The organism is Pontiella desulfatans (assembly GCF_900890425.1).
GTDB classification, from domain to species: domain Bacteria; phylum Verrucomicrobiota; class Kiritimatiellia; order Kiritimatiellales; family Pontiellaceae; genus Pontiella; species Pontiella desulfatans.
The window spans coordinates 1,711,819-1,738,548 of record NZ_CAAHFG010000001.1 but is presented as its reverse complement, the minus strand read 5'-3'; the positions used below and the strand labels follow the sequence as shown (position 1 = coordinate 1,738,548).

24 protein-coding genes are annotated in these 26,730 nt (G+C 57.1%); 10 read left to right on the top strand and 14 right to left on the bottom strand.

What is annotated here, in order from left to right:
* Positions 1–63 precede the first annotated feature (63 nt).
* The 3 genes from E9954_RS06520 to E9954_RS06510 are packed head-to-tail and all read right to left on the bottom strand — an operon-like array spanning position 64 to position 2,698.
* On the bottom strand, positions 64–1,116 hold the full coding sequence (locus tag E9954_RS06520) for a class II aldolase/adducin family protein (protein WP_168442032.1): 1,053 nt from the start codon (positions 1,114–1,116) through the stop codon (positions 64–66).
* An 8-nt stretch (positions 1,117–1,124) separates the two neighbouring features.
* Complete coding sequence (gene rhaM, locus E9954_RS06515; protein WP_136078406.1) at positions 1,125–1,439, bottom strand: L-rhamnose mutarotase; 315 nt, start codon at positions 1,437–1,439, stop codon at positions 1,125–1,127.
* Positions 1,439–2,698, bottom strand: coding sequence for an L-rhamnose isomerase (locus E9954_RS06510; protein ID WP_136078405.1), 1,260 nt, complete (start codon positions 2,696–2,698; stop codon positions 1,439–1,441). Before E9954_RS06510 ends, rhaM begins: the two co-directional genes overlap by 1 nt.
* Before the next feature lie 142 nt (positions 2,699–2,840).
* Between E9954_RS06510 and E9954_RS06505 the strand changes: the two genes are divergently transcribed.
* Positions 2,841–3,734 carry an AraC family transcriptional regulator gene (locus E9954_RS06505; RefSeq protein ID WP_136078404.1) on the top strand — a complete coding sequence of 298 codons (894 nt, stop codon included), beginning with the start codon at positions 2,841–2,843 and terminating at the stop codon, positions 3,732–3,734.
* Between the two features lie 730 nt (positions 3,735–4,464).
* On the opposite strand, the gene E9954_RS06500 is transcribed toward E9954_RS06505, so the two are convergent.
* The gene (locus E9954_RS06500; protein ID WP_136078403.1) at positions 4,465–5,394 is read right to left on the bottom strand and encodes a helix-turn-helix transcriptional regulator; all 930 of its coding nucleotides are present in this window, start codon (positions 5,392–5,394) and stop codon (positions 4,465–4,467) included.
* Positions 5,395–5,492: 98 nt separating this feature from the next.
* Here E9954_RS06500 and E9954_RS06495 point away from each other — a divergent pair, with 98 nt between their 5' ends.
* From E9954_RS06495 to E9954_RS06480, 4 genes are all read left to right on the top strand, one after another.
* The gene (locus E9954_RS06495) at positions 5,493–7,217 is read left to right on the top strand and encodes a sodium:solute symporter family transporter (protein ID WP_136078402.1); all 1,725 of its coding nucleotides are present in this window, start codon (positions 5,493–5,495) and stop codon (positions 7,215–7,217) included.
* Entirely contained in the window at positions 7,217–7,975 is a 759-nt protein-coding gene (locus E9954_RS32965) for an L-rhamnose mutarotase (RefSeq protein ID WP_222847078.1), read from the top strand. Before E9954_RS06495 ends, E9954_RS32965 begins: the two co-directional genes overlap by 1 nt.
* Positions 7,976–7,986: 11 nt before the next feature.
* Complete coding sequence (locus tag E9954_RS06485) at positions 7,987–9,228, top strand: uroporphyrinogen decarboxylase family protein (RefSeq protein WP_136078401.1); 1,242 nt, start codon at positions 7,987–7,989, stop codon at positions 9,226–9,228.
* Between the two features lie 79 nt (positions 9,229–9,307).
* The gene (locus E9954_RS06480) at positions 9,308–10,288 is read left to right on the top strand and encodes a fatty acid desaturase (protein ID WP_136078400.1); all 981 of its coding nucleotides are present in this window, start codon (positions 9,308–9,310) and stop codon (positions 10,286–10,288) included.
* Between the two features lie 102 nt (positions 10,289–10,390).
* On the opposite strand, the gene E9954_RS06475 is transcribed toward E9954_RS06480, so the two are convergent.
* From E9954_RS06475 to E9954_RS06440, 8 genes are all read right to left on the bottom strand, one after another.
* Complete coding sequence (locus E9954_RS06475; protein WP_136078399.1) at positions 10,391–12,064, bottom strand: sodium:solute symporter family transporter; 1,674 nt, start codon at positions 12,062–12,064, stop codon at positions 10,391–10,393.
* A 36-nt stretch (positions 12,065–12,100) separates the two neighbouring features.
* Positions 12,101–13,720, bottom strand: a complete 1,620-nt coding sequence (locus E9954_RS06470; protein WP_136078398.1) for a sulfatase — start codon at positions 13,718–13,720, stop codon at positions 12,101–12,103.
* Between the two features lie 16 nt (positions 13,721–13,736).
* A complete protein-coding gene (locus E9954_RS06465) occupies positions 13,737–15,746 on the bottom strand; it encodes a glycoside hydrolase family 127 protein (protein WP_136078397.1) in 2,010 nt (669 codons plus the stop codon).
* Between the two features lie 220 nt (positions 15,747–15,966).
* Positions 15,967–17,100: an AraC family transcriptional regulator gene (locus E9954_RS06460; RefSeq protein ID WP_168442031.1), complete on the bottom strand. Its 1,134-nt coding sequence runs from the start codon at positions 17,098–17,100 to the stop codon at positions 15,967–15,969.
* A 14-nt stretch (positions 17,101–17,114) separates the two neighbouring features.
* Positions 17,115–18,107, bottom strand: coding sequence for a glycoside hydrolase family protein (locus E9954_RS06455; RefSeq protein ID WP_136078395.1), 993 nt, complete (start codon positions 18,105–18,107; stop codon positions 17,115–17,117).
* A gap of 91 nt (positions 18,108–18,198) precedes the next feature.
* Positions 18,199–18,735 carry a hypothetical protein gene (locus E9954_RS06450; RefSeq protein WP_136078394.1) on the bottom strand — a complete coding sequence of 179 codons (537 nt, stop codon included), beginning with the start codon at positions 18,733–18,735 and terminating at the stop codon, positions 18,199–18,201.
* Complete coding sequence (locus tag E9954_RS06445) at positions 18,722–19,237, bottom strand: nitroreductase family protein (RefSeq protein ID WP_136078393.1); 516 nt, start codon at positions 19,235–19,237, stop codon at positions 18,722–18,724. Before E9954_RS06445 ends, E9954_RS06450 begins: the two co-directional genes overlap by 14 nt.
* Positions 19,238–19,414: 177 nt before the next feature.
* A complete protein-coding gene (locus tag E9954_RS06440; RefSeq protein WP_136078392.1) occupies positions 19,415–20,896 on the bottom strand; it encodes an arylsulfatase in 1,482 nt (493 codons plus the stop codon).
* A gap of 153 nt (positions 20,897–21,049) precedes the next feature.
* Between E9954_RS06440 and nudC the strand changes: the two genes are divergently transcribed.
* Entirely contained in the window at positions 21,050–21,886 is an 837-nt protein-coding gene (nudC, locus tag E9954_RS06435) for an NAD(+) diphosphatase (RefSeq protein WP_168442030.1), read from the top strand.
* A 12-nt stretch (positions 21,887–21,898) separates the two neighbouring features.
* On the opposite strand, the gene E9954_RS06430 is transcribed toward nudC, so the two are convergent.
* On the bottom strand, positions 21,899–23,095 hold the full coding sequence (locus tag E9954_RS06430; protein ID WP_136078390.1) for a glycoside hydrolase family 10 protein: 1,197 nt from the start codon (positions 23,093–23,095) through the stop codon (positions 21,899–21,901).
* A gap of 94 nt (positions 23,096–23,189) precedes the next feature.
* Here E9954_RS06430 and pyrH point away from each other — a divergent pair, with 94 nt between their 5' ends.
* The 4 genes from pyrH (at position 23,190) to E9954_RS06410 (ending at position 25,832) form a co-directional block, all read left to right on the top strand.
* Positions 23,190–23,903 carry a UMP kinase gene (gene pyrH, locus E9954_RS06425; protein ID WP_136078389.1) on the top strand — a complete coding sequence of 238 codons (714 nt, stop codon included), beginning with the start codon at positions 23,190–23,192 and terminating at the stop codon, positions 23,901–23,903.
* A gap of 24 nt (positions 23,904–23,927) precedes the next feature.
* A complete protein-coding gene (gene frr, locus E9954_RS06420) occupies positions 23,928–24,482 on the top strand; it encodes a ribosome recycling factor (RefSeq protein WP_136080159.1) in 555 nt (184 codons plus the stop codon).
* Positions 24,483–24,548: 66 nt separating this feature from the next.
* Positions 24,549–25,103 carry a flavoprotein gene (locus E9954_RS06415; protein ID WP_136078388.1) on the top strand — a complete coding sequence of 185 codons (555 nt, stop codon included), beginning with the start codon at positions 24,549–24,551 and terminating at the stop codon, positions 25,101–25,103.
* A 78-nt stretch (positions 25,104–25,181) separates the two neighbouring features.
* Entirely contained in the window at positions 25,182–25,832 is a 651-nt protein-coding gene (locus E9954_RS06410) for a phosphopantothenoylcysteine decarboxylase domain-containing protein (protein WP_136078387.1), read from the top strand.
* On the opposite strand, the gene E9954_RS06405 is transcribed toward E9954_RS06410, so the two are convergent.
* Complete coding sequence (locus E9954_RS06405; RefSeq protein WP_168442029.1) at positions 25,816–26,307, bottom strand: GtrA family protein; 492 nt, start codon at positions 26,305–26,307, stop codon at positions 25,816–25,818. The genes E9954_RS06410 and E9954_RS06405 overlap by 17 nt on opposite strands.
* Positions 26,308–26,730 lie beyond the last annotated feature (423 nt).

The following is a 26,730-nucleotide window of genomic DNA, read 5'->3' as shown; positions in this document are numbered from 1 at the left end:
GGACAATAGCGGCAGGCCACGAAGAAAACCACAAAGAAAAACGCCCCGCGTTGGCGGGGAGTCCTAAACCTGCTTGGAGCGATAGGACTCGACTTCCCAGTTTTCGATGAATTCGCGCTGGGCATCGGTCATATAGTTGATGCCGCCGAAGGCTTGCGCCAGTTGAATGACCAATGCGCCATCCTGCGCCAATTCCAACGCCAGATCGGCGTTCTTCTGCGAATTTCCGATGCCGTAGACCCGCGTTCCGGCAACAATCACCTTCGGGGCATAACCGCGTTCCGCTTCATAGGCGGCCGCACCCGCTTCGGTCAGGTTTCCAACGTAGGGAAACGCCTTGGAATAAACGAGGTGATCCGGCGTGATCGGCCCCGGCGCCACGTCAAACGTTCCACACGACGCCATAAAAGCGGCGTTGTCGCCGAAAGTCGTTTTGATCTGTTCTTCAACTTCGGCCGCCCCCGGCGTTTCCGGAATGTCCAGCACCAAGGAGACGCCGGTGTTGGCATATTCGGCCTCCAAGGCCTCCATCACCCGCTTGTAAAGCGCGCGAATGGCATCGGGCGTGTCGGCCGCAATAAAGATGCCATGGTTCTGTAGCACCAGCAGGGCCGGCTCGTTGCCGTTTTCCGCCTTATACCCCTCGATGCGCTTGCGCACCTCCATGCAGAGCGTGTAGCCCGGATCGATGTATTCCACCCACAGCGCATCGGGGAACAGCCGCTTGCAGGCCGCTTCACCGCCCTTGGCGCACGTGAGGCCATTCACAAGGGCCGGGTGGGTATGCACGACATAGATCGCCTCAAACACGTTATGCAGGGGCGCTTCAACCGACGGTCGCCCGGCATCGTTCTCGACGGCCTCGGCCATCATGTTTTTGACCAGCTCCTCCCGGTCGGCCGATTCGGCAGGCGTTTGCACGGCATAGAGCCCGTTGATTATTTCGCGGTTCATGGCCACGAACGTTTCGGTGGTCAATCCACCCAATGTGGTACCGGAGGGTTTTACCCACAACGTGGTATCGTTCTTGACGGAGGTGTTGCCTCCCCCGCCCTTCACATAATCCACGGTTCCAAACTCGTGAGAGAGTGCAACAATCGTTTCTAATTCGGTCATAACTTCCTTTAGTCCATGTGAAAAACTTCGCGCAGCGGGCTGAAGACGGGCATGTTGTCCGGATGGGTTTCCATCAGGTCGGCCATATGATCCCACCATTGCTGAACGATTTCGAGGTTCTTTAAATTGTCTGCCGTGTTGTCGTCGGTCAGCTTCTGGAAGGCGAACAGCGTCAGCGTCTTCTCGTCGAAGTAGATCGAATAGTCGAAGATGCCGGCATCCGTATGCGCCCGCGCCAGCTCCGGCCGGATTTCGTCGTGGCGTTTTTTGTATTCCGCGACGCAATCCGGCTTGAGCTTCATGGTGAATGCATTCCGGATCATCAGGCCCTTTTCGACAGCACGTCGGCTTCGTAGGCTTCCATCTCGGCCAACCAGTCGGCACCGACCGGGACGCCGGCCTTTTCGCAGAGCATGTCCCAAACGGCCGCGAACGGCATGGACTTGAATTCCTCCATGAGCGCCAGGCGCTGCGCATTCTTGCCTTCGGCTTCGTAGGACTGGAGCTGTTCGGTCGGGTCGAGCAGGGCGTAGAGGATGCCTTTGCGTGCGGCACGCGTGCCGGTCACATAGGCGCCGATGCGGTTGATCGAGGCATCGAAGAAGTCGAGCGCGATGATCACGCGATCCCACACGTTGCCGCGCTGGATTTCGAGGAAAACGTTTTTGAGGTCGTCGTTGAACAGCGTAACGTGGTCGGAGTCCCAGCGGATCGGACGGCTCACGTGCAGCAGGATTTTATCCATGAACTGCAGGTGGCTGGAAATCTTGCCGTGGATGGTCTCGGTCGGATGGAAGTGCCCCATGTCCATGCAGAGTCCCATGCCGCGGCTGATGGCATAGTCGGAACAGAATTCACCGGAACTGACGACATATTCTTCCGAACCAATGCCGAAGAGCTTGCTTTCGATGAAATCGACGCATTTGGCTTTATCGACCGAATCGTCGCCCATGATTTCGTCGTAGGATTTCGCCATGCGGGCGCGCGGTCCGAAACGGTCGGCCGGAATATCCTTGGAACCATCCGGCGTCCACCAGTTGACGTAGCAGGGAGAGCCCTGCGCTTCCGCCATCGCCTCGGCAATGAGGCGCGATGCCTTGCCGTGGCGCACCCAGAAGGAACGGACCTCCTCATCGCGATGGGAAAGCGTATAGCCGTCCTGCGATTTCGGGTGGGCGAAGAACGAGGGGTTGAAGTCGAGCTTGATGCCTTGTTCTTTCGCCCAATCCATCCATTTCGTGAAACCGGCCGGAGTCATCTCATCGCGATCCACGTATTCCTCGGTTTCGCAATAAAGCGCATGGACGTTGCAGCGCTGTGTTCCGGGAATCAACGACATCGCCTTGGCAATGTCCGCACGGGCCTCTTCGCCATTGCGGGCGCGGCCGGGATAGTTGCCCGTCGCCATGATGCCGCCGCCGGCGAGTCCGTCGGGCTTGGTCTCGAACCCAACCACATCGTCCGCCTGCCAGCAGTGCAGGGAAATAGGGAGTTGCAGCGCCTTGTCGATCATCGCGTCGGTATCGATTCCGAAGGCCGCATAGCGTGCCTTCGCCAGTTCGTATGCTTTTTCCACACTCATGTTTTCTCTCCTTGTTGAATAAAAAGTGACGAATGATCCGTGAGGCGTAAATGGCAGGCTAGATCAATCGATGCCGGAGAACCTAGCGCATTGACTGCTGCTGCGCCTTGACGATCCCGACAACCTATAGCACGATCCGGCCATGACAAACCATCTCCTGAAAAAGAAGGATCTGTTCGAGGATCCAACACTTCCCCTGCAGGTTTACATCCGCGATCCGCAGCCCGACTTCCCGATGCACAGCCATGGGTTCGACGAGCTGGTCATCATCCTCAAGGGCACGGCCATGCATGTTGTCAACGAACAGGGGTTTCCCGTGAAAGCCGGCGATGTTTTCGTGATTTCCCAAAACCACGAGCACCAATACCAGAAGATGCACGGCCTCGCACTGGCCAACATTCTGTTTGATCCCGAAGCCCTGATGATGGATCAGTGGGATATCCGCACCCTGCCCGGCTTCCACGCCCTCTTCTCGCTCGAACCGGCCTTCCGCTCGCAGCATAACTTCAAGAGTCGGCTGCAACTGTCCGAACAAGCACTCAACCAGACCAACGAGCTCATTCATGATCTAACGCGCGAAACGGAAAAACGCAACCCGGGCTACCGCGTCATGGCCAAAGGGCTTTTCATGCAGCTGGCCGTTTCGCTCTCCCGCGCCTACTCCTCCACCCCCTCGGAAGAATCGATCGATCTATTGCGCATCGGCGATGCCATCGCCCACATCGAAACCCACTACACCGAAAAAATCACGCTCGATCAACTGGCACAAAAATCACATCTGTCCACGCGCCACTTCACCCGTGTTTTCCAGGAATGCATTGGTCGTTCCCCCATCGATCACCTGATGCATGTGCGCTGCCAAAAGGCGGCCGGGCTTTTGAGGGGCAGCAACCGCACCATTACGGACATCGCGTTCGATTGCGGCTTTTCCGATAGCAACTATTTTTCCCGCTGCTTCCGGAAAACCATGAACCAAACCCCCAGGCAGTTCCGGACCTACCCGGCTCCCACCATGGAAACACCCCCAGGGCCATGACGAAAATTCGTGCGCACTGTTCCCATTGGAGCCGGCGCCACCGTTTAAAGCTCCATCTCTTTTCCGGTGAAGCAAACAAAGGTTTGGTCAACGGTCTCGTTATACAATCCAACCGACATCGCACGAAAAGAGCGGCGTCCTGCTCCAACACCTGACCGGCATGGCGGCGAGCGGAGACACCAAAGCCTCCTTCAATCTCGGCATGATCCACCATCACTGTATCGGCGAGGAAAAAAAACTGAAGCGCGCAACCGAATGGTTCGATCGAGTGGTCGTGCCTGGAAAACAATAATCCGATTTGGAGGGCGAGGCTCTGTCCGAGCCGCTGCCGATGTTCGGTTCTAGCTCGGACAGAGCCTCGCCCTCCAAAACAACGATCTAGAATGTGGACGTATCTTGTAGCAGAAAAAAAACTATACGCTTTCGTACTAAATGACCCTGGTTTTGTTTTGCACCGGAATGGCAATGCAAAAAAAAAGTTTGAGCCATTGATCGATACCGATTGCGAATCAATCGGCGGAACCGAAACTCGACACGAGGGAAAGGGTTACCCATAATATCATACTTGCATAAGTATGATATTTAGATTTGACCATATATAACCGCCCGATTCCCATTATCATACTTATGCAAGTATGATATTTAGAGATCCAGCACGGATTACCCGAGCCATGGAAGCAGACGCCTCGCGCCAGGGATTCCGCTCGGTTTTTTGTTTGGCGGAACACCTCTATTTAATGCGGGAGGACCGTTCGCGTTCATCTGAAACGGTACGACTTTCCGGATGGCTCCAGTTGGATTGCATGATGGCGTCCAGCACCCCTAGGCTACTGCGGTATTCGGTGGGCGTCATGCGGGCATACTTCCGGAAGGTTTCGGCAAAATACTGGCTCGTCCGATAGCCACATTGGAAGCCGATTTCGGTGATCGGGAGATTGGTTTTGCGCAAGAGCGAGCATGCCCTTTCGAAACGAATGCGGTTGAGGTATTGCATTGGCGGATACCCGGTTAGCTCGCGTGTGATGCGAGCGAAATAGGTTCGCTTGATTCCACAGGTTTCGGCCATTTCATCCAGCGTCCATTCGTCTTCGAGACGGTCGCCCAATGTTTTCAGGAACGAGTCCACCTTGAGGGCGGTCGCCGAAAAGCGGGCATTCGGCCCCGAAGAGGAGTTAATGGTATTCGCCAGTTCCAGCAAGAGGGTGCGCAACAAGGAAACGGCGATGTGTAAATCCACCGCATTTCCGCTGTCCAATCGGTGCATCAATTCAGGAAAGGTTTGTTTGACCAGGCCGGTTGCGGGCCATGCGTGGCGCTGGGCGGTAACGAATGCATCACTGAGCAGCTTCTGTTCTTCGCCGGAAAAACCGAACCGGTCGCACATGCGGATCTGCTCCAATGGCCGGCGCGAGGTTTTCTGCAATTCGAAGAGGATATAGTAGATTTTGTTGCGCGGCTCGCGGATATGCATGCTGCCGTGCGCCTGCCATGGCAGGGTGAAGAAAAACGTGCCAGGCTTAAGCATTTCCGGCACGCCTTCAACCGCCCATTCCAGACTCCCCTGCTCCACCAGCACCATCTCCATGCCGGGGTTTTTATGGGGATACATCAGTTTGTTTTCGATGTAGCCGTAGCTGATGATTTCGTCCACTTGATTCATGTCGGTTTTTTACCACTGCAAGAATCCGAAAGCAAATTATTCCAATTCATGTATATCTACGAATCGAATCAGCGGAATGGAAACGGGAAAGGGAACCTATGTTAAACGTTTTGGATTTTGGAATACTCATCACCTATGTGGTGCTGGTGCTGACGGTCGGCTGCGGCGCGGCGTGGATGCAGAAACGCAAGGCCGCTAAACTTGGCGTTGAGCGCGACGATGGCGCCTACTTCCTTGCGGCCCGCACGCTGAAATGGCCCATCATTGGTCTGTCGCTATTTTCGACGAACATTTCCACCGTCCATATTGTTGCGTTGTGCGAGGAGGGCTACCGCAGTGGACTCGCCTACGCCAACTTTGAATTGGCGGCCATCTTTACACTCGTGATTCTTGCGGTGTTCTTTGTGCCGTTCTATCTGCGGGCGCATGTGACCACGCTGCCGGATTTCCTTGAAAAGCGGTTCAACCGCAACTGCCGCGACTTCCTCGCGTTCCTCTCCATCATTTCCGCCGTGTTCATCCATATCGGCGTTTCGCTCTACGCCGGCGCAGTGGTCATCAACGCCATGCTCGGCTTCGGCACCGAAGTGGCCCAGCTGATGCCCACCATGATCATGATTGCCGTGGCCACGGGCCTTTACGTGGTGGTGGGCGGCCTGCTTGCCGTAACCCTGACCGATGCCATCCAAACCACCACCCTGTTGATCGGCTCCGCCATCGTGACCACCTTTGCGTTCATGAAGCTGGGCGGCTGGGGCGTGCTGCAGGAAACCGTGGGGCCCAACATGATTTCCGTGCTGCGCCCGTCGGGCGATTTCAGCGGCATGCCTTGGCACGCCGTGGTGATTGGCTATCCGGTCATCGGCATCTGGTATTGGTGCACCGACCAAACGATTGTCCAGCGCGTACTCGGCGCAAAGGACGAGAACCACGGCAAGGCCGGAGCCATGTTTGCCTGCGTATTGAAGCTGCTGCCGATGTTCCTGTTCGTCTTGCCCGGCCTGCTTTGCCTGGCCCTGCTCCATAAAGGATTGCTTCCGGAACTCTCCGACAGCAAGGAAGCCTTCGCCCATATGGTGATGAACCTGTTGCCCGCCGGCTTCCGCGGCCTGATCGTTGCGGCACTGTTGGCTGCCTTGATGGGCACGATTGCGGGCGCGCTCAACTCCATCGCCACGCTGTTTGCGTTCGATCTCTACAAACGCTTTAAACCGGAAACCCCCAACAAGAAGCTGGTTCATATCGGTCGTGCCGCCACCATCACCGGGGTGATACTGGCCATCATCTGGTCACCGATCATTGGCAAGTTCGATTCCATCTATGGAGCCATTGCCTCCATGATCTGCTATATCTCCCCGCCGATCACCGCCGTCTTCATGGTCGGTATTTTCTGGAAACGCGCAACGGCCAAGGCCGGGGCGTTGACCCTTTGGATCGGCTTTATCCTTGGCCTCATTGTTTTTGCGCTTGATTTGCTGAAGGAGCATACCGGATGGAGCATGCTGTTCATGCATGCGGCCGGGTTGCTCTGCCTGATCTGCATCATCATCATGATTGTTGCCTCGCTGCTCGGCGAGGATACCAACACCGAAGAAAACCTTAAACTGGTATGGGACTCCCCGATGACGCCGTTACGGATCAAGGGCTCACCGGGATTGATGAACTATAAGTTCCAGGCCGTCGCGGTCATGACCATTGCCTGCATCATCTACTTCCTCTTCCGCGCCCCGACCCAGGAAAAGATCGATGCGTGGAAAACGGCCAATCCCGAGGCCGCCGCGAGAATCGAAGCCCATTGCAACCCGACACCGGAGGCGGAATAATGAATGGGTTAACCACTGTACTCGCACTGATTGCCCTGCCGGTCTTTGCCTTCTCCCCCTACGAAAGCTACCTGCTTTCGGGTCAACAAACCCACGTGGCCCTGATTGCCGTCGCCAAGGAAGGAAAAGCGGACGAGCTGACTATTGCCCTCAAAACATTGAATGAAAAAAATGCAACAAAAGCGTTCAAGAAAGCCGACATCTCGAACGTGCGCTTCTACTCGAAAAAGTTGCAGGCCAAAACATGGGTCCTGGTCTATTTCGACTATGACGGAGACCGCTATCTTGATGCCGCTAAGGATTTTGAGTCAGTGAAGGCCGTTCAGGCCTTGGACGAACTGGTTGGCCCACATCCGCGCGCCCGGCAATATGGCGCGACTTGGCTGCAAACGGAATGGATCAATTATATCCACGGCGCGAAGCCGATCGATGAACCCAGCCGTTTTGCAATGGTCACCCGAGTGAAACCGGAGAAGGAACAGGAATACAGAACCCTGCACCAAACCGTGTGGCCGGGCGTAACCGACCAGATGGTTCGAGGTAACTACCACGACTTTTCCATATTTTTCGTCGAGATCGGGGATGAGCTATTTGAGTTTTTCCATGTGGAATATGTCGGAACCGATTCCACGAAAGACGCCGAGGCAAACAAGGCCGATCCGTTCAACCAACGTTGGTGGAAACTCACCGACGCCTGCCAGGATCCCCTGCCCGATGCGGACGGTGTCTGGTCGATGATGGACAAAATTTCAGAATGAGGAACCATGACATGACTTCAAGAGAACGCGTTCTCGCGGCCATCAACCACCAGTCCATCGATCAGATACCGGTCGATCTCGGTTCGAACCCCAGCTCCGGCATTTCGGCCATGGGATACAACAAGTTGAAAAAGGCGCTCGGCATCGAGGGCGGCCACACCCGCATCTACGATGTGGTGCAGCAGCTGGCCCAACCGGAAGTGGACGTTCTCGATGCGCTGGGTTGCGATGTGCTCGATATCGGCCGCACCTTCAACACCTCCGACGACGACTGGTACGACATCACCATGCCCGATGGCTCTACCGCGCAATATCCAAAATGGTTCCAACCTTTGAAACGGGACGACGGCGCGTGGGAGGTTGAAAAGAACGGGCATGTGATTGCCCGTATGCCGCCCGATGGTGCATTTTTCGACCAAACCTACTTTCCCTACGAAGACGATTATCCCTCCGACTATTCCAACCTGAAGGATGCCATGGACATGATTCTATGGCAGGCGCTCGCCCACAGTCCGTGGGACAATGCATCCGATCCGGGCTTCTGGAAGACCCTGCGCGAAAATACGCTGCGGCTCAGGGAGAGCACCGACAAGGCATTGATGATCGTTTGCGGCTGCAACCTGTTTGAATGGGGAACCTTCCTGCGCAAGATCGACAATTTCCTGATGGATCTGCTGGCGGAACCCGAGGAAGTCGAAGGCCTGCTCGACGCACTGATGAAAATGCACCTGCAAACACTGGAAAAGGTCTGCGAAGCCGTCGGCGACTGCTGCGACATCCTGCGTTTCGGCGACGACCTCGGCACCACCGGTGGGCTCTTCATGCCGCCCGACACCTACCGGGAACTCTTCAAGCCGCGCCACACGCAGCTGAATGCCTTTGTGCACGAGAATTCGCAGATGAAAACCTTCCTGCATTCGTGCGGCTCCATCTACCGCATCATGCCCGACCTCATCGAAGCCGGCTACGACATCATCAATCCCGTGCAAACCAACTGCTTCGAGATGGAACCCGAAAAGCTCAATGCCGAGTTCGGCAACAAGATCACCTTCTGGGGCGGCGGGTGCGATACGGCCTCCATCCTGAACAAGGCCACGCCGGACGCGGTGCGCAAGCATGTGCTCGATCGCTGCGAAACCTTTGGCCCGGGCGGCGGATTCATCTTCAACACCATCCACAACATCCTGCCCGAAGTCCCGGCGGAAAACGTAATGGCCGCCTTCGACGCCGTAAAGGAGTTCAACGCGCGATAGGTTTGTTTCCGGAACATATTGTCAGATGCAAACCGTTGGGGAACGGCTGCCAGGGGACGATATAACAAGGAGATGAAACATGTCGAACGAACGAATCAAATGGTACCGCACACCGGTTGAAAAAACGGTGATGCAGGAACTGCTCAAACGAAACGATGCTAGAGGATTGGCGCAGTGCCTCTCCATCATTGCCCTATCCATCGCGACGGGATCGCTGGCCTACTACTCGTTCCATCACTGGCCGTGGTGGATTACTGTGGCGACGGTGTATATCCATGGCGTGTTCTACACCTTTGCGGGCGACCACGCAGCGATCCACGAGCTGTCGCACGGCACCCCCTTCAAAACCAAGGCGCTCAACGAATTCTTCATTAAGCTGTTCGCCTTCTGCAGCTGGATCAACTATGTGCAATACCGCACCAGCCACATGCAGCACCATCAAGTGACGGTTCATACCGACCGCGACCTGGAAGTTCAACTGCCCTGGACGGTCAGCCGGCTTGAATGGCTCGGCTACTGGACGGTCGATGTTAAACGGATGATCGAAAAGATCGGCTACATCGTTCGCCACAGTTTCGGTAACCTGCACACCGAATGGGAGCATCGACTCTTTCCCGAATCCGATTTCAAGCTGCGCAAGAAACTGTTCGGTTGGGCCCGCGTGGTTTTAGTTGGACAGCTGGCCCTGGCCGGCATCTTCATGGCCACCGGGCAGTGGTTCCTGTTGCTCCTGTTCACCTTCGCACCCTATATCGGAAGCATTCTCGCATGGGCGGTCACCGTGCCCCAGCACGCCGGCCTGCCGCCGGATGTTCCCGATTTCCGCATGAATTGCCGGTCGGTGAAGGTCGATCCCTTCACCCGCTTTCTACATTGGCAGATGGACTACCATGTCGAACACCACATGTTTGCCGGCGTCCCGTTCTTCAACCTCAAGAAACTCCGCAAGGTAATCGAGCTCGATATTCCTGCCTACGAAGGGTTATTGGCGACCTGGAAAAAACTGTTGCCCGTGATGCGCAAGCAACGCACCGACCCATCATTTACCACCACACCATGAAGCCCGCAGAGGAAAACGGCGCGGAGCGCCATTCTACGCATCATGCAGATGGTCATTTCGGCTGGGCCGTTAAAAACCCTGATGTCGCTTAACCCCGTTGCCTTATGTCTTATTATTCTTGTTCCGGATAATGGAAAAAATGGTTCCTGAAATAACGAAAAGGATGAGGGCAAAGGAGAGGAGCACCTTGAGTTCCTGTCGGTTGATGAAGGCGAGGATGGTCATAGCCGAGGCGATGGCCGCCAGCGTGATCGCCACCATCTTGGCCGGAAGACTGGACGATTGAACGGCTTCCGTTTCGTGGAAGGCCAGCTTCGACTCCATAACCTTTTGCCAGCCGGGATGCTCGTGCTTTTCAACCAACTCCAGGATAACCAATACGATGAACGGCACCAGAATGCCAGAGGTCAGGTCGGCGATACGGGCGTAGGGAGCCAAGGCTTCCGGCAACGCGAATTTGACCAATGCCGCACTACCAAATCCGATGAGCGTGGTGCTCCAAACCGCCTTGATCCCGATCTTCCTCGAGAACAGTCCCCAGATCGTCGGCAGCACCAACGGGCCGGTCAGCAAGGTTGTGAGGTCGAGGATGAACCGGGTGTAGCCATAGCGCGGAATCAGCAAGGAACCGGCAATAACCACCAATCCCAAAACTACGGTGAAGATGCGGCCAATGAAAACAAGGCGCTGGTCCGAAGCCACCGGATTAACAAGGCGCTGGTACACCTCGGTGGTGAAGGCACCGGCAAAAACGTTGAGTTGCGAGGTTGCCGCACTGGCGGTGGCGGATGCCATGGCGGCAACCATCAGGCCCATCATGCCGGCGGGCAGCACGAGCTTGCAGGAAAGAATGTAGGCCTGCTCCACATCGGCCGCCGGATTGAGCGTGCGATAGACCAGCGGCGGCAGCATCCAGAAGATCGGGCTGATCAGATACATGGCTCCGAAGATATACGCCGCCTTCTTGGCATCCTTTGCGGTGGGCACGCAGGTGTAGCGCTGGACAAAGCTCCATTCTCCGCCGATTTTAAAGAAGTGGATGATCACCCACCCCGTCAGGAACCACCACGAAAAGTCGGCGGCCACCGGCGAGGTGAATCCTTCCGGAACATTTGAGATGAAGCCGCCCCACCCCCCAGCCTTCATAAGGATCAGGGGAACGACGAACACCACCGACACCACCAGAATCACAAACTGGAGCACGTCGGTCATCAGCACCGCCCAAAGCCCGCCAGAAAACGTGATGAGGATCACGACCAGGCAAAGCATCACCGAGGTGAACGGAACGGAGAGCATTCCGGTGGCCGGGTCGGCCAGCAGATGCCCCTCGGGTAGCGGCATTAGCGCGCAGACAATCTTGGAAAGCGCATAGATGGCGCCGCCGATGGCGAAGATGCCGATGGTGCCCTGGAACCAGGTGTAGAACTGGACAATCGATCCGCCGAACCGCAGTTGCAGGAATTCCGCGGCCGAGTTGACGCCGAGCTTGCGCCAATAGCCGGCCAGGAACCAGCCGACCATCATCGCCGCCACGCCGTAGCACATGTTGATGGCAACGGCGACAAAACCATATGTATAGGCAATGCCGCCCCACACCACGAAGGTGCCGGCGGTAAACATGGACATGAATCCGGAAAGTCCGGACACCCACCACGGCGACTGCCCGCCGGCGGCGAACATGTCCTTGGTGTTTTTCATCTTCCCGGCGAACACCAGGCCGGCACCGACGATCCCGAGGATGTAGAGGATGATCACGATGTAGTCGGCAAGTTGCATCCGAATCCTTTTGCTGCAGGATATTTTCCTGGCAAACTATTTTGCTTCCGCCCCATTGGGAAGGGCGCCCTTCCATCCCGTGGAAAGCTGAATAAGCAGATCGGCGACGAGTTCGGGTTGTTGCTCCGCAACGTTTTTTGTTTCGGTCGGGTCGGTTTTGTGGTCGTAAAGTTCGACGAACAGCGGCTCGGCATCGGGATGCTGCGTATCCTTCCACGCAATGAACCGGTAGCGTTCGGTCCGCATGGCATAGCCCATCAGATGGTTTTCGAACAGGTCGCGATCCCACTTTCCGCCCTGCTGCTGCTTGATCTTGTTCTCGATCTCCAGGATCAAGGGGCCGAAAAAGGTTTCGCGCATGAACGGCGAGAGCGGGTTGGCCGCCCATTCGCGCAACGCCGGATTCGGAAACTGGGTAAAGGCCGCCTTCTTCCATTTCCCGGATGGATTCTTCAGCAACGGGGCAAAACTGGTGCCTTCGAGGTGCCCGGGCTTTTCAAGGCCGGCCAGCTCGCACAGGGTCGGATACATATCAACCAGCTCAACCAACGCCTCGGTGGTTTTACCCCGGCTGCCCTTCGGCATGTCCGGCGTCCAGATCATCAGCGGAACGCGCGTGGCGATTTCATAGTTGGTGGCCTTGCCCCAGATTCCCATGTCGCCGAGGTGCCAGCCGTGGTCGCCCCAAAGAATGATCACGGTGTTGTCGCGGGCACCCGCTTCCTCGAGGGCTTCGATCACCATGCCGATCTGCGCGTCGATATAACTCACGCAAGCGAGATAGGCATGCTTGTAGGTTCTGGACTGTTCGGGGCTAAACGGCTTCCCGTCCTTGGGCACCCCGTGGCGGACGCGCATCTCGAACGAGGGATGAAGCCCCATAGCGGAGCCATGCATCGGAGCGTCGGGTTGATTGGAAAGCGGAATCTTTTCGCGCTCGTAGAGGTCCCAGTATTTCTTGGGCGCAATGAAACTGAGGTGCGGTTTGTAGAATCCCATGCCCATGAAGAACGGCTTGTCCTGGTTCTGAAGCATCTCCTTGATCGTATCGATGGCGATCTGCGCGTTGCGTCCATCGCGGTAGGTGGTGTCCGGCACGTCGGCGCACTCGTAGGCGGGGCCCTGCACAATACCGGTGCCCTTGATGTTTTCGGCCCCGTATTTCGCCGCGAGCCGCTTCTGGTTGGCGGCAACGATGGCGCGGTTTTCGGGCAACGCATAGGTTACCGGCTTCGGCAGGTTGGTCTTGGCCGGTTCGCGGCTCCAGGAAAATTCCTGATCCGCAAACTTGGCGCTGTGGAAGATCTTTCCGACCTCGGCGGCCTCGTAGCCGTTGGCGATGAAGTGCTGCGAAAGGGTCACGATGTTTGGGTTCAACTCGCGGAAGTGGGCATGGTTTTCCACCACGCCGATCGTATCCGGCCGGGCGCCGCACATCAGGCTGGCGCGGGACGGCCCGCAGATCGGTTCCTGGCAATAGGCGCGGTTGAACAGCAGGCCATCGGCGGCCAGCTTGTCGATGTTCGGAGTAATCGCGATTTCCGATCCATAGCAACCGAGCTCCGGACGGAGGTCATCAACGGCAATGAAAAGAATGTTGGGCCTTTTGGCCGCATTGCATCCAAGAACGGTGGCCAACAGAACCACGGTAGGCATCCATTTTTCCAGCATGTCAGTACTCCCAAACCAGTGGCAGGAAAACGGTCATTTCGGCGGTACCCCGGTTGCTCCAGGCATAATACGGAACAAACTGGGTCTCGATTGGTTTCCAGTTTGGCTTCTTCAGGGCGGCATACATATCGTTCTTTTGGTCGGCATGCAGCAGCACCTTGCCGCTCAGCGTGGTGGCGCCATCGGTGAGCTTCGGGTCATGCGACGGCGTCAACTTGATGTCGGCAGGCAGGTAGACATCCAGAATGGACGTGCCTTCAGGCAGGTCGGGCGTTTCCATGCAGTAGACCAACGGGCCGCGCTTGATGGCCGCCTGGTTGCGGGTTTCCTCGATCAGCGGATGGCCGACCATCAACTTCGCTTCCATCGGGATGTCGAGTTCAACCGCATCGCCACGCTTCCACACGCGGTTGACCGTGGCGTAGCGACCGGCCTTCACCTCGACGCCGGCATCCTCGCCGTTCACCTTGACCGTGGTTCCTCCCGCCCATTCCGGAATACGCACGAGCAGATCGAACGGCTCTTCCTTGCAGGATTCGATGGTAAGCTTGACGGCACCCTCCCACGGATAGTTGGTCTCCTGCCTGAGCTTGAGCACGGAACCGTCGAGTTGCCTGGTGTTGAGCACGTTTCCGCCATAGAGGTTCACAGCCACACCGTGGTCCGTCAAACTATAGGCCCAGTTGGAAATCTTGGCGATGGTGCGCACGAGATTCGGCGGGCAGCAGAAGCAGGGGATGTAGGGGACACGGTTTTCATAGTCGGTGGAGTCCATCTCCTTGTCGAACGTGCGGCGCAAGGGGTTGGTGTAGAAATAGTGCGTGCCTTCCTGGCTGATGCCGGAGAGCGTGTTGTAGGAAACCAGCTCCACGATGTCGGCATATTTCGATTCGCCGTGGATCCCCAGCATGCGGTAGCTGAACATGCCGTTGCAGATGTTCGCGCAGGTTTCGTTGTAGGCCGAAGCATTCGGCATCATGTAATCGCCAATGAAGGCTTCGTGCACCATGTCCACCTTGGTGGACACCCCGTGGTGCGTCTGGCCGCAGGCGCCGGTGATGTACATCTTATGGTTCACCACACTATCCCACATGCGGTCGAGCGCCTTGATCAATGCCCGCTCGCCGGTCTCCGCATAGACGTCGGCCGCACCGGCATAGTAGTAGAGCGCAAGCACGGCATGGCCGGCCGCTTCCTTGGCCTTGCGCAACGGCGTGCGCTCCTGGACCATGTCGCCGATGTGCTTGTGGTTCGCATAGGGAGCAGGCTCCACCTTCGATTGCCCGCGCAGGTTGATGAACTGTTCGGCCAATTGCAGGTAGCGTTGGTCGCCCGTCGTGCGATAGAGCTCCACCAAGCCCATGATCTGGGTCTGGTTGAAACCGAACCGCTTCAACTCCTCCGGACACGGGACAAAGGTTTTGTGCAGGAAGTCGGCATGCTTGATGGCAATCTTCAGGAAGTTGTCCTGGCCGGTTACTCGGTGGTGGATGCAGGCGCTCGTCAACAGATGGCCCGAGTTATACATCTCGTGCAATTGGCGGTTCGTCCACCGATCCGGTGTCCCCTTGATCTGCGTCTGTGTCGAAAGGTAGCCGTCCTCTGCCTGGGCCTTGCCGATGATTTCTATGTAGCCGTCAAGCTGCTTCAGGATTTTGGGATCCTTGTTGTTGGCATAGACATACACGCAGGCTTCCATCCATTTGTAGAAATCGCCGTCGTGCCACTTCATGCCTTGGTGCTGGCCCTCCTTCATTCCCGCCGCAATTTTAAAGTTGTCGAGCGCGAAGCCAACCTCGCCGGTCAGGATCTCGCCCATGTGCGGAACCATGACGTCTTCGCAAAGTTTGTATTTCTCGCCCCAGAAGCCGTCCGTCCATCGGCAATCGCCAATATCGGTGCTCCTGAACTTCACGTTCGGGCTCTGCGAATTATTAATGATGCCTTTTTGCTCGGCAACGGCCAGACTGGCCTGAATGATGCCGAACATGATGACGGTCAGCGTTCTCATATAGTCTCTCCTATAGTTACACAAGGATTTGCAAAATCCGCAACGATTGATAGACGCAGACCTTACAAATTACACAACCGAGATTGCACGCTCCTCGTGGATTTCATTTTTGCCCAGCGCAGGAAGGTTAAATCCAGATTGACGATCGTGCATCTGGATTTAACATCATGAGCCCCGCGGCGGCACGGGGCATCGGCTTGGTCTCTTGGCATCGCCCCCCTCAGGCACGGCATTGGGCGCGGTATTCGCTGGGCGTCTGGCCAGTGGCTCTTTTGAAGATGCGGTTGAGATAGTTGTATGACGAAAAGCCACATGCTTCGGCAACGAGGGTGATGGGTTTGTCGGTTTCGGCCAGCAGCTTGCGGGCATGGTTGACGCGGAGCTGCCGGATGTGTTCAACGATGGAACAGCCGAACAGCTGCCGGAATTTCCGCTCCAAGGAACGGCGGGCCATGGGGTGCGCCTTCAGCACATCATCGACCGTGATGGGTTCGAGGGCGTGGTCGCCGAGATAACGCATCACCTTGGCCATGCGGGCGTCCTCCACGGCCACGGTATCGATGGAAAGCTTTTCCACCACCCCCAACGGCTCAAGGAACCATTCGCGCTTTTCAGGCAATTTCCCGTGCATCATGCCATCAAGGATGGAGGCGGCGGTCATGCCGATCTGTTCCGAGGCAAACCTCACCCCGGCCTGCGGTGGATAGGACGCTTCGCTCAGCAACTCGTCGTAGTTCGATCCCAGCACGGCGACATCGTGCGGGACATTGATGCCGGTCAGCTGGCAGGCATCGATCACCTGGTGCCCGAGGCTAGGCCCCCAGCAGAGCACCCCGATCGGCTTGGGCAGGGATTTCAACCACTCTTTCAAGTCGCCGTCCCGCCCCGGGGAAAACGACCGCAGCGAATATCCATATTCGGTGAATTCCTTTTCCAGGATGAGAAAATGGCGTTTCACGAAATCCTGTTCCATGTCGCCCACATAGGCAAAGCGCTGGAATCCGCGGGAGCGGAAGGTTTCGAAAACCAACCGGGCCTCGGATCTGGGCGATGTGATTACGCGGGGATAATCAACCCCCGTTAACTGAACGCCGGAAATATTCACGACCGGCAAGTCCAGCGCATCGAGTTGCCGGGCCATCTCCAAGGATGAGATGCGGCAGATGATGCCGTCGCCCATCCAATCCGTGGGCAGATGCAGTTTGTTGTCGCGCGGTTGCGGTTCCAGGTGGATATGCCACGGGCCGTGCCGCTTGGAATATTCAAGAATGCCTTCAATGAGCAACCTCGACCAGGAGGTGGTTGAGTCCACCAGAATGGCGACCCGCAGGATGTCTTTTGTACTCCGTCGCATGGAACGCATGTTATTCAAAAACATTCACGGATCAAAGGGATATGAACATTAAAGGTTTCGTCGCCATCGCGCGCGGCACAAAACAGGATGCGGGGCATCCCGTCTTCGAGATGAAGCTGCGGGCGTTCCAGATAGTCGTACCGCCTCGATGTTCCGTCGGCCAGCTTCACGGTTCGGTCGGAGACCAGGCAGGGCTCCGCCACGCGCCAATCCAACCCATCGTCCGATTCAAAGAGCACGAGTGCCCTTTCAACACCTGAAAAGCGCCCCTCCATATCCTTGAGGATGGCGCGGTATTTTCTTCCCTGCACCCAGACAAAGGGGTCTTCGGCAGGGAAGCCGTCCGTTCCGGAAGTGAACACCGGCTCCGGGCGGGTGGAAAACGGCCCGACGGGTTGTTCGCCCAGGGCAACCCGATGCACCACCGGTCCGCCAAACGGCAGGGGTTCGCGTGTCCCGACCTCCTTGTAGATCATCAGGAATCCTCCATCGGGACGGGCCACCACCGCCGGATTCGAAACCATGAGCGAACCGGCACCCACATCAACCAACGGTTCATCCCGCCGGTTCCACGGGCCGGCAGGCGAGTCGGCAACCGCCACGCCAATGCGCTGGCGGTTGCGGTGCGTCCAGTTGTACGATGTTTCGCTGCCCGCCGGTTTTCCATCGCCCGTATTGCCCATATAGTAGAGATAGTATTTTCCCTCATGGAACAAGACGGACGGATTATGCGTGCATGCGCCATCCCAAAATCCCGCCCCCCGGACCGGCAATGCCATATCGACATGCGTGTATGGGCCGAGCGGATCCGCCGAAACCGCATGGGCAATCCCGGAATGGGTGACCCATGCGTTGAACCCGAACTCCTTTTTCCAGCGGGAATAGAGGAGATGGCAGAGGCCCTGCGCATCGCGCACCATCGACGCGCCCCAAACATAATAACCCGGGTCCGACAGGCAGGCGCTGGACGGCAGGGGCATCATCCCTATGGCGATTGGGCGTTTCATGCCTGAAACCTACGGGAGACGGCCTGCCCCGGCTATCACCGCAAGCGCATCAGATATGCACTTCTGCGCCACCGGCCAAAAGGATGACTCGCTAGGCATCGGGCGTTTCGGGCGAGACATCGTACCCTTTGCCAAAGAACGCCTTGGCGGCGAAGATCCAGAAGGAGACGAGCCCCCAACCCAGGCCCAAAAGAACGCCGGCATCGATGATGCCGCGCCACGGTTGCGGCAGCTGCCTCACGAAAATGATCAACAGGACGATCATGGTGGTGAGGCTATAGGCGATCATCTTGCGCTTGCGGGTGGCATGGAAAAATCCAATGCAAAAAAACGGCGCGAACACGGCGCGGACCAGGGTGGGATTGTTTTTCAAATAGAGCGCCCGCGCCGCCGCACGCGGCGAAAACTTGAGCTGAAATCCCTTGTAGCCTTCGGCATACCCCATGAAAAGCAGGCTGACTGCAAGCGCGCTCCAATGGATCCAGCCAAACGGGGTTTCCTCCAGCTCGGAAACAAATGGAAGCATGCTGTGCAACCCCCTGCCGAGGATCAGGCTCAGCCCGGCAATCCCCCAAAGAGCGCCCACTGCGCCAAGAAACCGCGATCCCCCCGCGCTACCAGTGCTCATACCGAACCAATTCATCAAGCGACTTGCGGTTTTTTTCGCGCCCCTTTTCGTTGGGGAATCCGAGCGGCAGCATCGCGAGCGGCTGCACGCCTTCCGGCAAAGCCATCGCCGCGGAAACCTGCGCGGGATCGAAAGCCCCGATCCAGCAGCTGCCCAGCCCCAGGTCGGCGGCGGCCAGGGTCATGTGGTCGGTCGCGATCGCCGCATCGACTTCCGCATAGTTCTTTTGGTCGTGGCGGGTACGCACCCAGCCTTTTTCCGCTTCAACGCAAACAACGATCACCACCGGGGCCTCGCGCAGGAAAGGCGCGGGATAGGCCTTGGCCAGCGCATCCAAGCCGGAACCGGCGCGCACAACAATGAGTTGGAACGGTTGCAGGTTTTTGGCGGTCGGTGCCAGGTTGCCAGCCTGCAAGACTTCGTTAAGCATCTCCTCCGGAACGGAATCGGATTTAAAGCTGCGTATACTACAGCGCTTTTCGGCAAGTTCTATGAATTTCATGCGAATCTCCAAAGTTCAGAATGGTGCCGACTCTACCAGTCCCAGCTCTGATTTGAAGCCTTTAAAGGAGGCCAACTTCTGGCACGCCATCTGCTTTATACGTGATACATCTCCTCCTCAAAACCAGGCGGAGAGGCCGCGGTGGAAACCGCGCCTCCCGTCTGGTTACCTCAAGGCCTAGAGCTGCGGCGCTTTCCAGTCGGGAATCCCGCGTTCGGCCTTCTGCTTTTCGTAGCGGACTTCCTGCGGGTGCTCCTTGGCATAGGGGCGGTCTTCGTTGACCATGAGCGGGACGGTTTCCTGCCACCATTGGAGATAGGCCTTGTGCAAGCGTTCCGCCACTTCCGGATGTTCGGATGCCACATTGCTCGCCTCGAAAGGATCGTTTTCGATGTCGTATAGCTCATCGCCAACCAGGCGCCACTTTTGTGTCCGCACCGCCCACTTGGTGTTCTTGTCGCGGGAAAGATTCGGATCCTCCCCCTTGTCCCAGCGCCCGCAATGCGTGAATAGCTCGCGGTCGGCCCACTTGGATTCGGGGTTTTCGAGCAGCGGCAGCAGGGAGCGTCCGTCGATCTGCTGGATGCCGTCGGGAATCGTTGTTCCCGTGAGCTCGCAGAAGGTTTTATAGAAATCGATGTGCGCCACCAAGGCGTCGATATCGACGCCCTCGCCCAGCACGCCCTTCCAGCGCCAGAAGGCCGGAACATGCGTGCCGCCTTCGTAGGGGGAACCCTTTCCGGTTTTGAATCCCGCCGTGAAAAGTTTTTCCGACTTGCCGTTTTTCTTTCCGCTGCGCCCGGCCTGCCCGTTGTCCGTCATGAAGATCACCAGGGTGTTGTCCCAGGCCTTCCATTCATCCAGTTTATCCATGAGCAGGCCCACGTTGTCGTCGATGTTTTCAATCATGCCGTAGCGCCCGGCGACGTTTGCGTCCCAGCCCGCATCGAGCCAGCGCTTCTTGTATTTTTCCGGAGCGAGCATGGGGCCATGCGGTGCGTTGGGGGCAATGTAGGCGAAGAAGGGCTGCCCCGCTTCGTGCTGTTTCTTGATCCACCCGAGCGCCGCCTGGAAAAAGACATCCGTGCAGAAGCCTTCGGTCTGGACGATGGTATCGTTGTGCAGGATCACGTTGTCGAAATATTTCCCCTGTTTCATCTGGTTGGGCGGAAAGTCGGCGCAGCTGCCTTGGTAGGATTGGCCAATGCCGCCCGCCCCGTGGATGAAGACTTCGGTGAAGCCGCGGTTGTAGGGCTGGTGCTCATACTCATCGCCCAAATGCCACTTGCCGAAGATTCCGGTTTCGTACCCGTTCTTCGAGAGCAGCTTCGGGAAGGTGGTGGTGGAGAGCGCCATCATCTCCCGCTCCTTGATGGTGTGCGTGACGCCGTTGCGGAACTCGTGGCGACCGCTGAAGATGGCCGACCGGGTCGGTGCGCAGGTCGGGCTCACATGAAACTCGCGGAAGCGCGTCGACATGGCATGGAACCGGTCGAGGTTCGGCGTCTTCAGCAGGGGGTTGCCCATGCACGAAAGATCGCCCATGCCCTGATCGTCCGTCATCACCAAAATCACGTTCGGGCGACTGCCTTTGAGCGATTTCGCCTCGACGCCCACCACGGCCAGCACGGCCACCACATACAACATTGCGTTTTTCATTCGAGTCCCCCGGTTATGGTTTAGAGATCCTGACGTTTTGCCGGGCCGCATTATGGACGCTCCCGCCTGCACGAATTTCCATTTTGCCTTGCACACCACCCCCAACCCAGGCACAACAACGCCCTGCATGAGACAGTGAAAGCCGGAGCCCTTTTGAAATTCAACGCCGCCATATCCCCCCGTCAACCCATCGCTTCGCCCGTGCTGGCCTTCCTTTTCCTGGATGGCCAAATCGTGGTGGAAAACGAAAGCGGCATTCCGCGGCTACCTCCGAACCACCCCTTGGTGGCGGATGCGGTCTATCTGGGGAAACTTGGCGACCAGCCCTGCATTGCCTGCCGCCTGCATGCGGCAGACGGACTGGAAGAGCCCTGGAGATTGGTCGATATCCGTCCGCTCCACAGCATCCTGCCCGAAGAGCTCTACGCGCTGGTCGGCCACGCATCCCAGATCCTGACCTGGCGGGAAAACCACCGCTTCTGTTCCAAGTGCGGCGCAACAACAACCCCCTCCGAATCCGAACGCGCCATGGTTTGCAAGGCGTGCGGCTTCATGGCTTTCCCGCGCATATCGCCCAGCATGATCGTGGCAGTCCGCAAGGGCCAGGAGCTCCTGATGGCCCGTGGCCCGCACTTTCCGGCAGGACTCTACAGCGTGGTGGCCGGTTTCCTGGAACCCGGCGAAACTCTGGAGCAATGCGTGGCCCGCGAAGTCCGCGAAGAGACCGGCATCGAGATCAAGAACATCCACTATGCCGCCAGCCAGCCGTGGCCCTTTCCCCATTCCATCATGATCGGTTTCACCGCCGACTATGCCGGCGGGGAAATCAAGATTGATCCGGACGAGATCGAGGATGCCGGTTGGTATACGCCCGAAACCATGCCGGACATCCCTTCGCACTCCACCATCGCCCGATGGCTGATCGACGGGTTCCTGGCAACGAGCCAGCAGGCATCCCGCGCAACAAAAAGCGGTTCCGCGAACCGGTAGCCTTTGCCAGCGTCAGGGCCGGAGCTTCGGAAGCAGTTGCCGGCCTTTTTCGGTTATGCGGTGCTGCCCATCGAAGAGAAAGTTGTAGGAAAAGACCGCCAAGCCGCGGCAGCCGGATGTTTTTACGGTTTCGACCTGTTCAACGAGCGTATCCACGTCGTTTTTGCAATAGATCCCCACCACGACGGATGAAGCAAAGCTTCTCCTGCCCGCCACGTTCCGGATGGCCTCGATGTGGCGGTTGAACGACTTGGTGCCATAGTTCATCTGGACCACCCAATCCACATACCCCTTCCGCGCCCACAGGCCGGAATCCTGATAGGCGGAATGCTTCCCCTCGGAGGGGTCGCCCATGACGGCCGCCGTAAGCAGGCAGTTTCCGGGGCGTTCCAATTGCATCGTGTAGGAGAGGTCCCGCACGACGCGCGAGACCGACTCGCAACGGAACCGGGTGATCTGCGCCTTCGTGACATCGGCGCCATATGCTTCATGCAATGCACCGAGCGAGGCCGGGTCGTAGGAAAAGTCGGCATGGCGGTGAAGCTCCGCTTCGGAGGCGTCCGGATAGTGCTGGCCGGCAACAAGATAATAGTCATGGGGATAGCGGATGTAGTCGAGATGGATACCGTCCACCTCATACCGGCAAAGCTCCTTCACGATGCCGCGCAAATGCTGGCGCACCTCCGGCAACACGGGATTGATGAACGAATACCAACCGGAGGTCGGGAGCATTTTGCGCCCAAGGGAATCGACCATGAACCACTCGGGATGCTCCCTCCAGAGCTGCCGGGCTTCGGGCGGAGGGTCCTTCAAGCCTTTCCACCCCGGCAGGACGTTCATGTAGGCATGTACCCGTAATCCATGGGGCTTGGCTTCGTCTATGGCCAGTTGCAGCGGATCCCACCCCGGATCGGTTCCGAGCCGCTCCACCTGGTCGCCGGATAGTTCGTAGGCCCAGGGTTCAAGCTTGCTGTTGTAGTAGGCGGTTCCGTTGCCGCGGATCTGGAAAAACAGATCGGTGAAGCCCGCTTCGGCCACGTTCCCGACAATGCTTCGGACATCCTGGGGGTTCGAGTAGTCGAACCGCGTAACCCACAGGGCGCGCACCGGCGGAAGGCTTGGCTGCATCGATCTCAGCGAAACGAAAAGCACCGTCACCAAGGCAGTGACCGCCAGCAAACCCGTAAATAAAAAGCAAAACCGCTTCATCGACTCCCCAACCCCGTGTAGATTCCAGACATTGGAAATTTACACCGACATATCCATGTTCTAGTATTTTCGCGTCATTACATGAAAGGAATTTATGAAGTATAAACGTATCCTGTTGAAAATAAGCGGCGAAGCCCTCCAGAACCGGGAGAAGGGCCTTAACCACGATCCGGACATTCTTTCGAAGGTTGCCGCCCAATTTAAACAGATGCTCGACATGGGGGCCGAGATTGCCGTGGTGGTGGGCGGCGGGAACATTTTCCGCGGACTCGCCGGAGCCGGCGCGGGAACCGACCGAACCACCGGCGACTACATGGGCATGCTGGCCACGGTCATCAACTCCATGGCCATTCAAAGCGCACTCGAAAACGAAGGCATACAAACCCGTGTGATGACCGCCATCTCCATGCCGGCCATTGCGGAGCCCTTTATCCGCCGCAAGGCGGTGCGCCACCTCGAAAAAGGGCGCGTTGTGATTTTCGGCGCAGGAACCGGCAACCCCTACTTCACCACCGACAGTGCCGCGGCGCTGCGGGCCTCGGAGATCCAGGCCGACGTTCTAATGAAGGCAACCAAGGTCGATGGCATCTATACCGCCGACCCCGTTACCGACCCAAGCGCCACCCGCTTTGAGAAAATATCCTATCAGGATGCATTGTCCCGCCAGCTCAAGGTGATGGATGCCGCCGCTTTTTCATTGTGCATGGAAAACGACATACCTATTGTGGTGTTTGATTTTTTCAAGGAAAACGGGATGGTCGAGGTGTTCACGGGGGAAGATTCCGGAACATTGGTCACCCACGGTTAATAGAGGCGAGGAGAGAGAACAATGATCGACGAAATACTTTTGGAAACCGAAGACAAGATGGATAAGACCGTCCAGTTCCTGCAACAGGAACTGAGCGGGTTGCGAACCGGCAAGGCCAACCCGGCCCTGGTGGATACCATTACCGTGGACTACTACGGCACCCCAACCCGCCTGCGCGACATCGCCAACATTTCAACCCCCGAGCCGCGCCTGATCGTGATCAACCCGTTCGATCCGTCTTCGCTCGGTCTGATTGAAAAAGCGATCGTGGCTGCGAACATCGGAATCACCCCGATGAACGATGGCCGCCTGATCCGCGTGCCGATCCCGGAGCTTTCCGAAGAACGCCGCAAGGACATGGTAAAAATGGCCGGGCGCACCACGGAAGAGCAACGCATTTCCGTTCGCAACATTCGCCGCGATGCCAACGAACAGGTCAAAGGCATGCAGAAGAACGGCGACATCACGGAAGACGAACGCGACAGCGCCTTGGAGGAGATCCAGAAATCAACCAACGAGCACATCAAGAAAATGGACGATATGCTCGTGGCCAAAGAAAAAGACATCATGGAAGTCTAAGGGTTCTTCCAGGTCGCTGGTTTTGATGATTGCAGCCAGCAGAAAACCACAAAGGGAAGCAGCACTATGAAACCGAAGGTACTCATCGGCATCACCGGAGGTATTGCCGCGTACAAGGCGGCGGATGTCGTCAGCCAATTGGTTAAGGCCCATTGCGATGTTCGTGTTGTGATGACGGAGGCGGCAACCAAATTCGTTGCCCCGCTCACCTTTGCGGCGCTCTCCCAGCAAAAGGTGCTCACATCCATTTTCCCCGACACCGGATCGGGCGACTTGGATGTGATCTATCCCCACCTCTATCCCGCCACCGAAGCCGACGCCTTTGCGGTGGTTCCCGCCACGGCCGACACGATCGCGAAGCTGGCCAATGGGTTTGGCGACGACATCGTATGCTGCAGCGCGCTTTCCCTGAAGACGAACTGCAAGCGGATTTTTTGCCCCGCCATGAACTTCCAGATGTGGGAACAACCGGTCGTAAACGAAAACACCCGCAAGTTGTTGCGGCTGGGCTGGCACCAGGTGGGCCCGGAAAAAGGCCGCATGGCCTGCGGAACCCAGGGCTATGGACGCATGAGCGCGCCGACCGTCATTGCCCAGATCATCCTGAACTCCGTGTTTTAGACGGGATGATGGAATGACAGGATCATTTTCTTTAGATCTAATAATCCTGTCATTCAACGATCCTGCCACACCCTATCCATGAACAGAAAAGTCCTCATCTTATCCGGACCGACGCATGAATACATCGATCCGGTGCGATTTATCGGCAACGCCAGCAGCGGACTGATGGGAAAGGCCCTTGCCGAACAAGCGCTTGCCCAGGATTTCATGGTTGAATTCGTTTCCGGCCCGGTTGCCGAAACCCACCTTCCCGTTCCCGGTGGCAACATCAGGATACACCACGTGGTGGGCGCCAACGAAATGCTGGCCCGGGCAACCGAGCTTTTCCCGACCTCCGATGCCGTCATTTTCGCGGCCGCGGTGGCCGACTATGCCCCGGCGGAAAAACGGTTTGAAAAAATGGCGAAGTCGGAGGACGACCTCATCCTTAGACTCTGCGCAACACCGGACATTGCGAAAACCCTGTGTTCCAACAAAAGCGGAAACCAGATTGCCATCGGGTTCGCCTTGCAGACTTCGGATGGCGAGAAGCATGCACGCCGCAAACTCGAACGCAAGAACCTCGACGGGATCGTCCTCAACACACCGGCCACGCTTGGCGCAAGGAACGGCACCTTTAGTTTCCTGGCCAGCGCTTCCGCGTCGTTCGATGCATGGGGCACCATCGACAAATCCGAGTGCGCCAAACGAATCATCGAATGGCTATGCCGCACTATCCGTGGAAAATGAAAAACTTTCGGCCTGCATAATTGATCATGGTTGCCGAGAATGCCTTCGCGATGTAGGAATAGGTTGTCGCCAGACCAAACGCATTGATCAGCAACGCGCCGACCCCGGTTCCGATGGCAATGCTGATTCCCGAAACCAGATAGAAAAGTCCCAGCTCCTTCCATCGTCCGTGCTTCCCCGCCTTGAACACGAAAAGCACATTGAGCACATAGGCAACTAAATTGGAAGCCATGAAGGCAAACGCACTGCAGATCACGAAGTTGATCGTGCGGACGCTTTCCGAAACAGGCTCGATGTCCAGATGGAAAAGCCGCACGAAAAGATCATCCTCCGTCAGCGCCGGAAAGAAGAACCACGCCACCAGGAAGAAGGCCGCAACATCGGCCGCGAATGCAAAACCCCCGCACATGGAATACTTCAAGAATTGAATGCCGGCATGGTTCTTATCAAGCAGGATTTTTTTTATGCTCTCCATAAGCATAACGTATCCAACCCATCGGTATTTAGCAAATTTGAACGCAAAGAAATCTCCCGAAGAGGCATTTTTTCATCGTGTCAACCGACGGCAAATGCTAGTCTAAATCCAGAAGTTAAGGAAAGGAGCAAAGCCCTACGAGGTTCGCAACAATAGGCATCTCCTCTTACCCAATGCTACTTGAAAGGGAGCTTATGCTTCGGCCCGGTGCCTACATGCCCTTGAACAAGGGAGGGTTCTGGAATCCGGTTTGATTTGCGCCCACATCTATCACACGGTGATAGAGGTTCGCCTAAATGACGGCCATCGCGGGGTTCCTTTTCTTACTTCGTCCTTTTTCGCTACCCGTCGATTCGGGATCCGGGGGGATTTCCTATCTCCCCTTGCCTACACGCGTTGTCTTTCGGAAAAATCACGTATCAC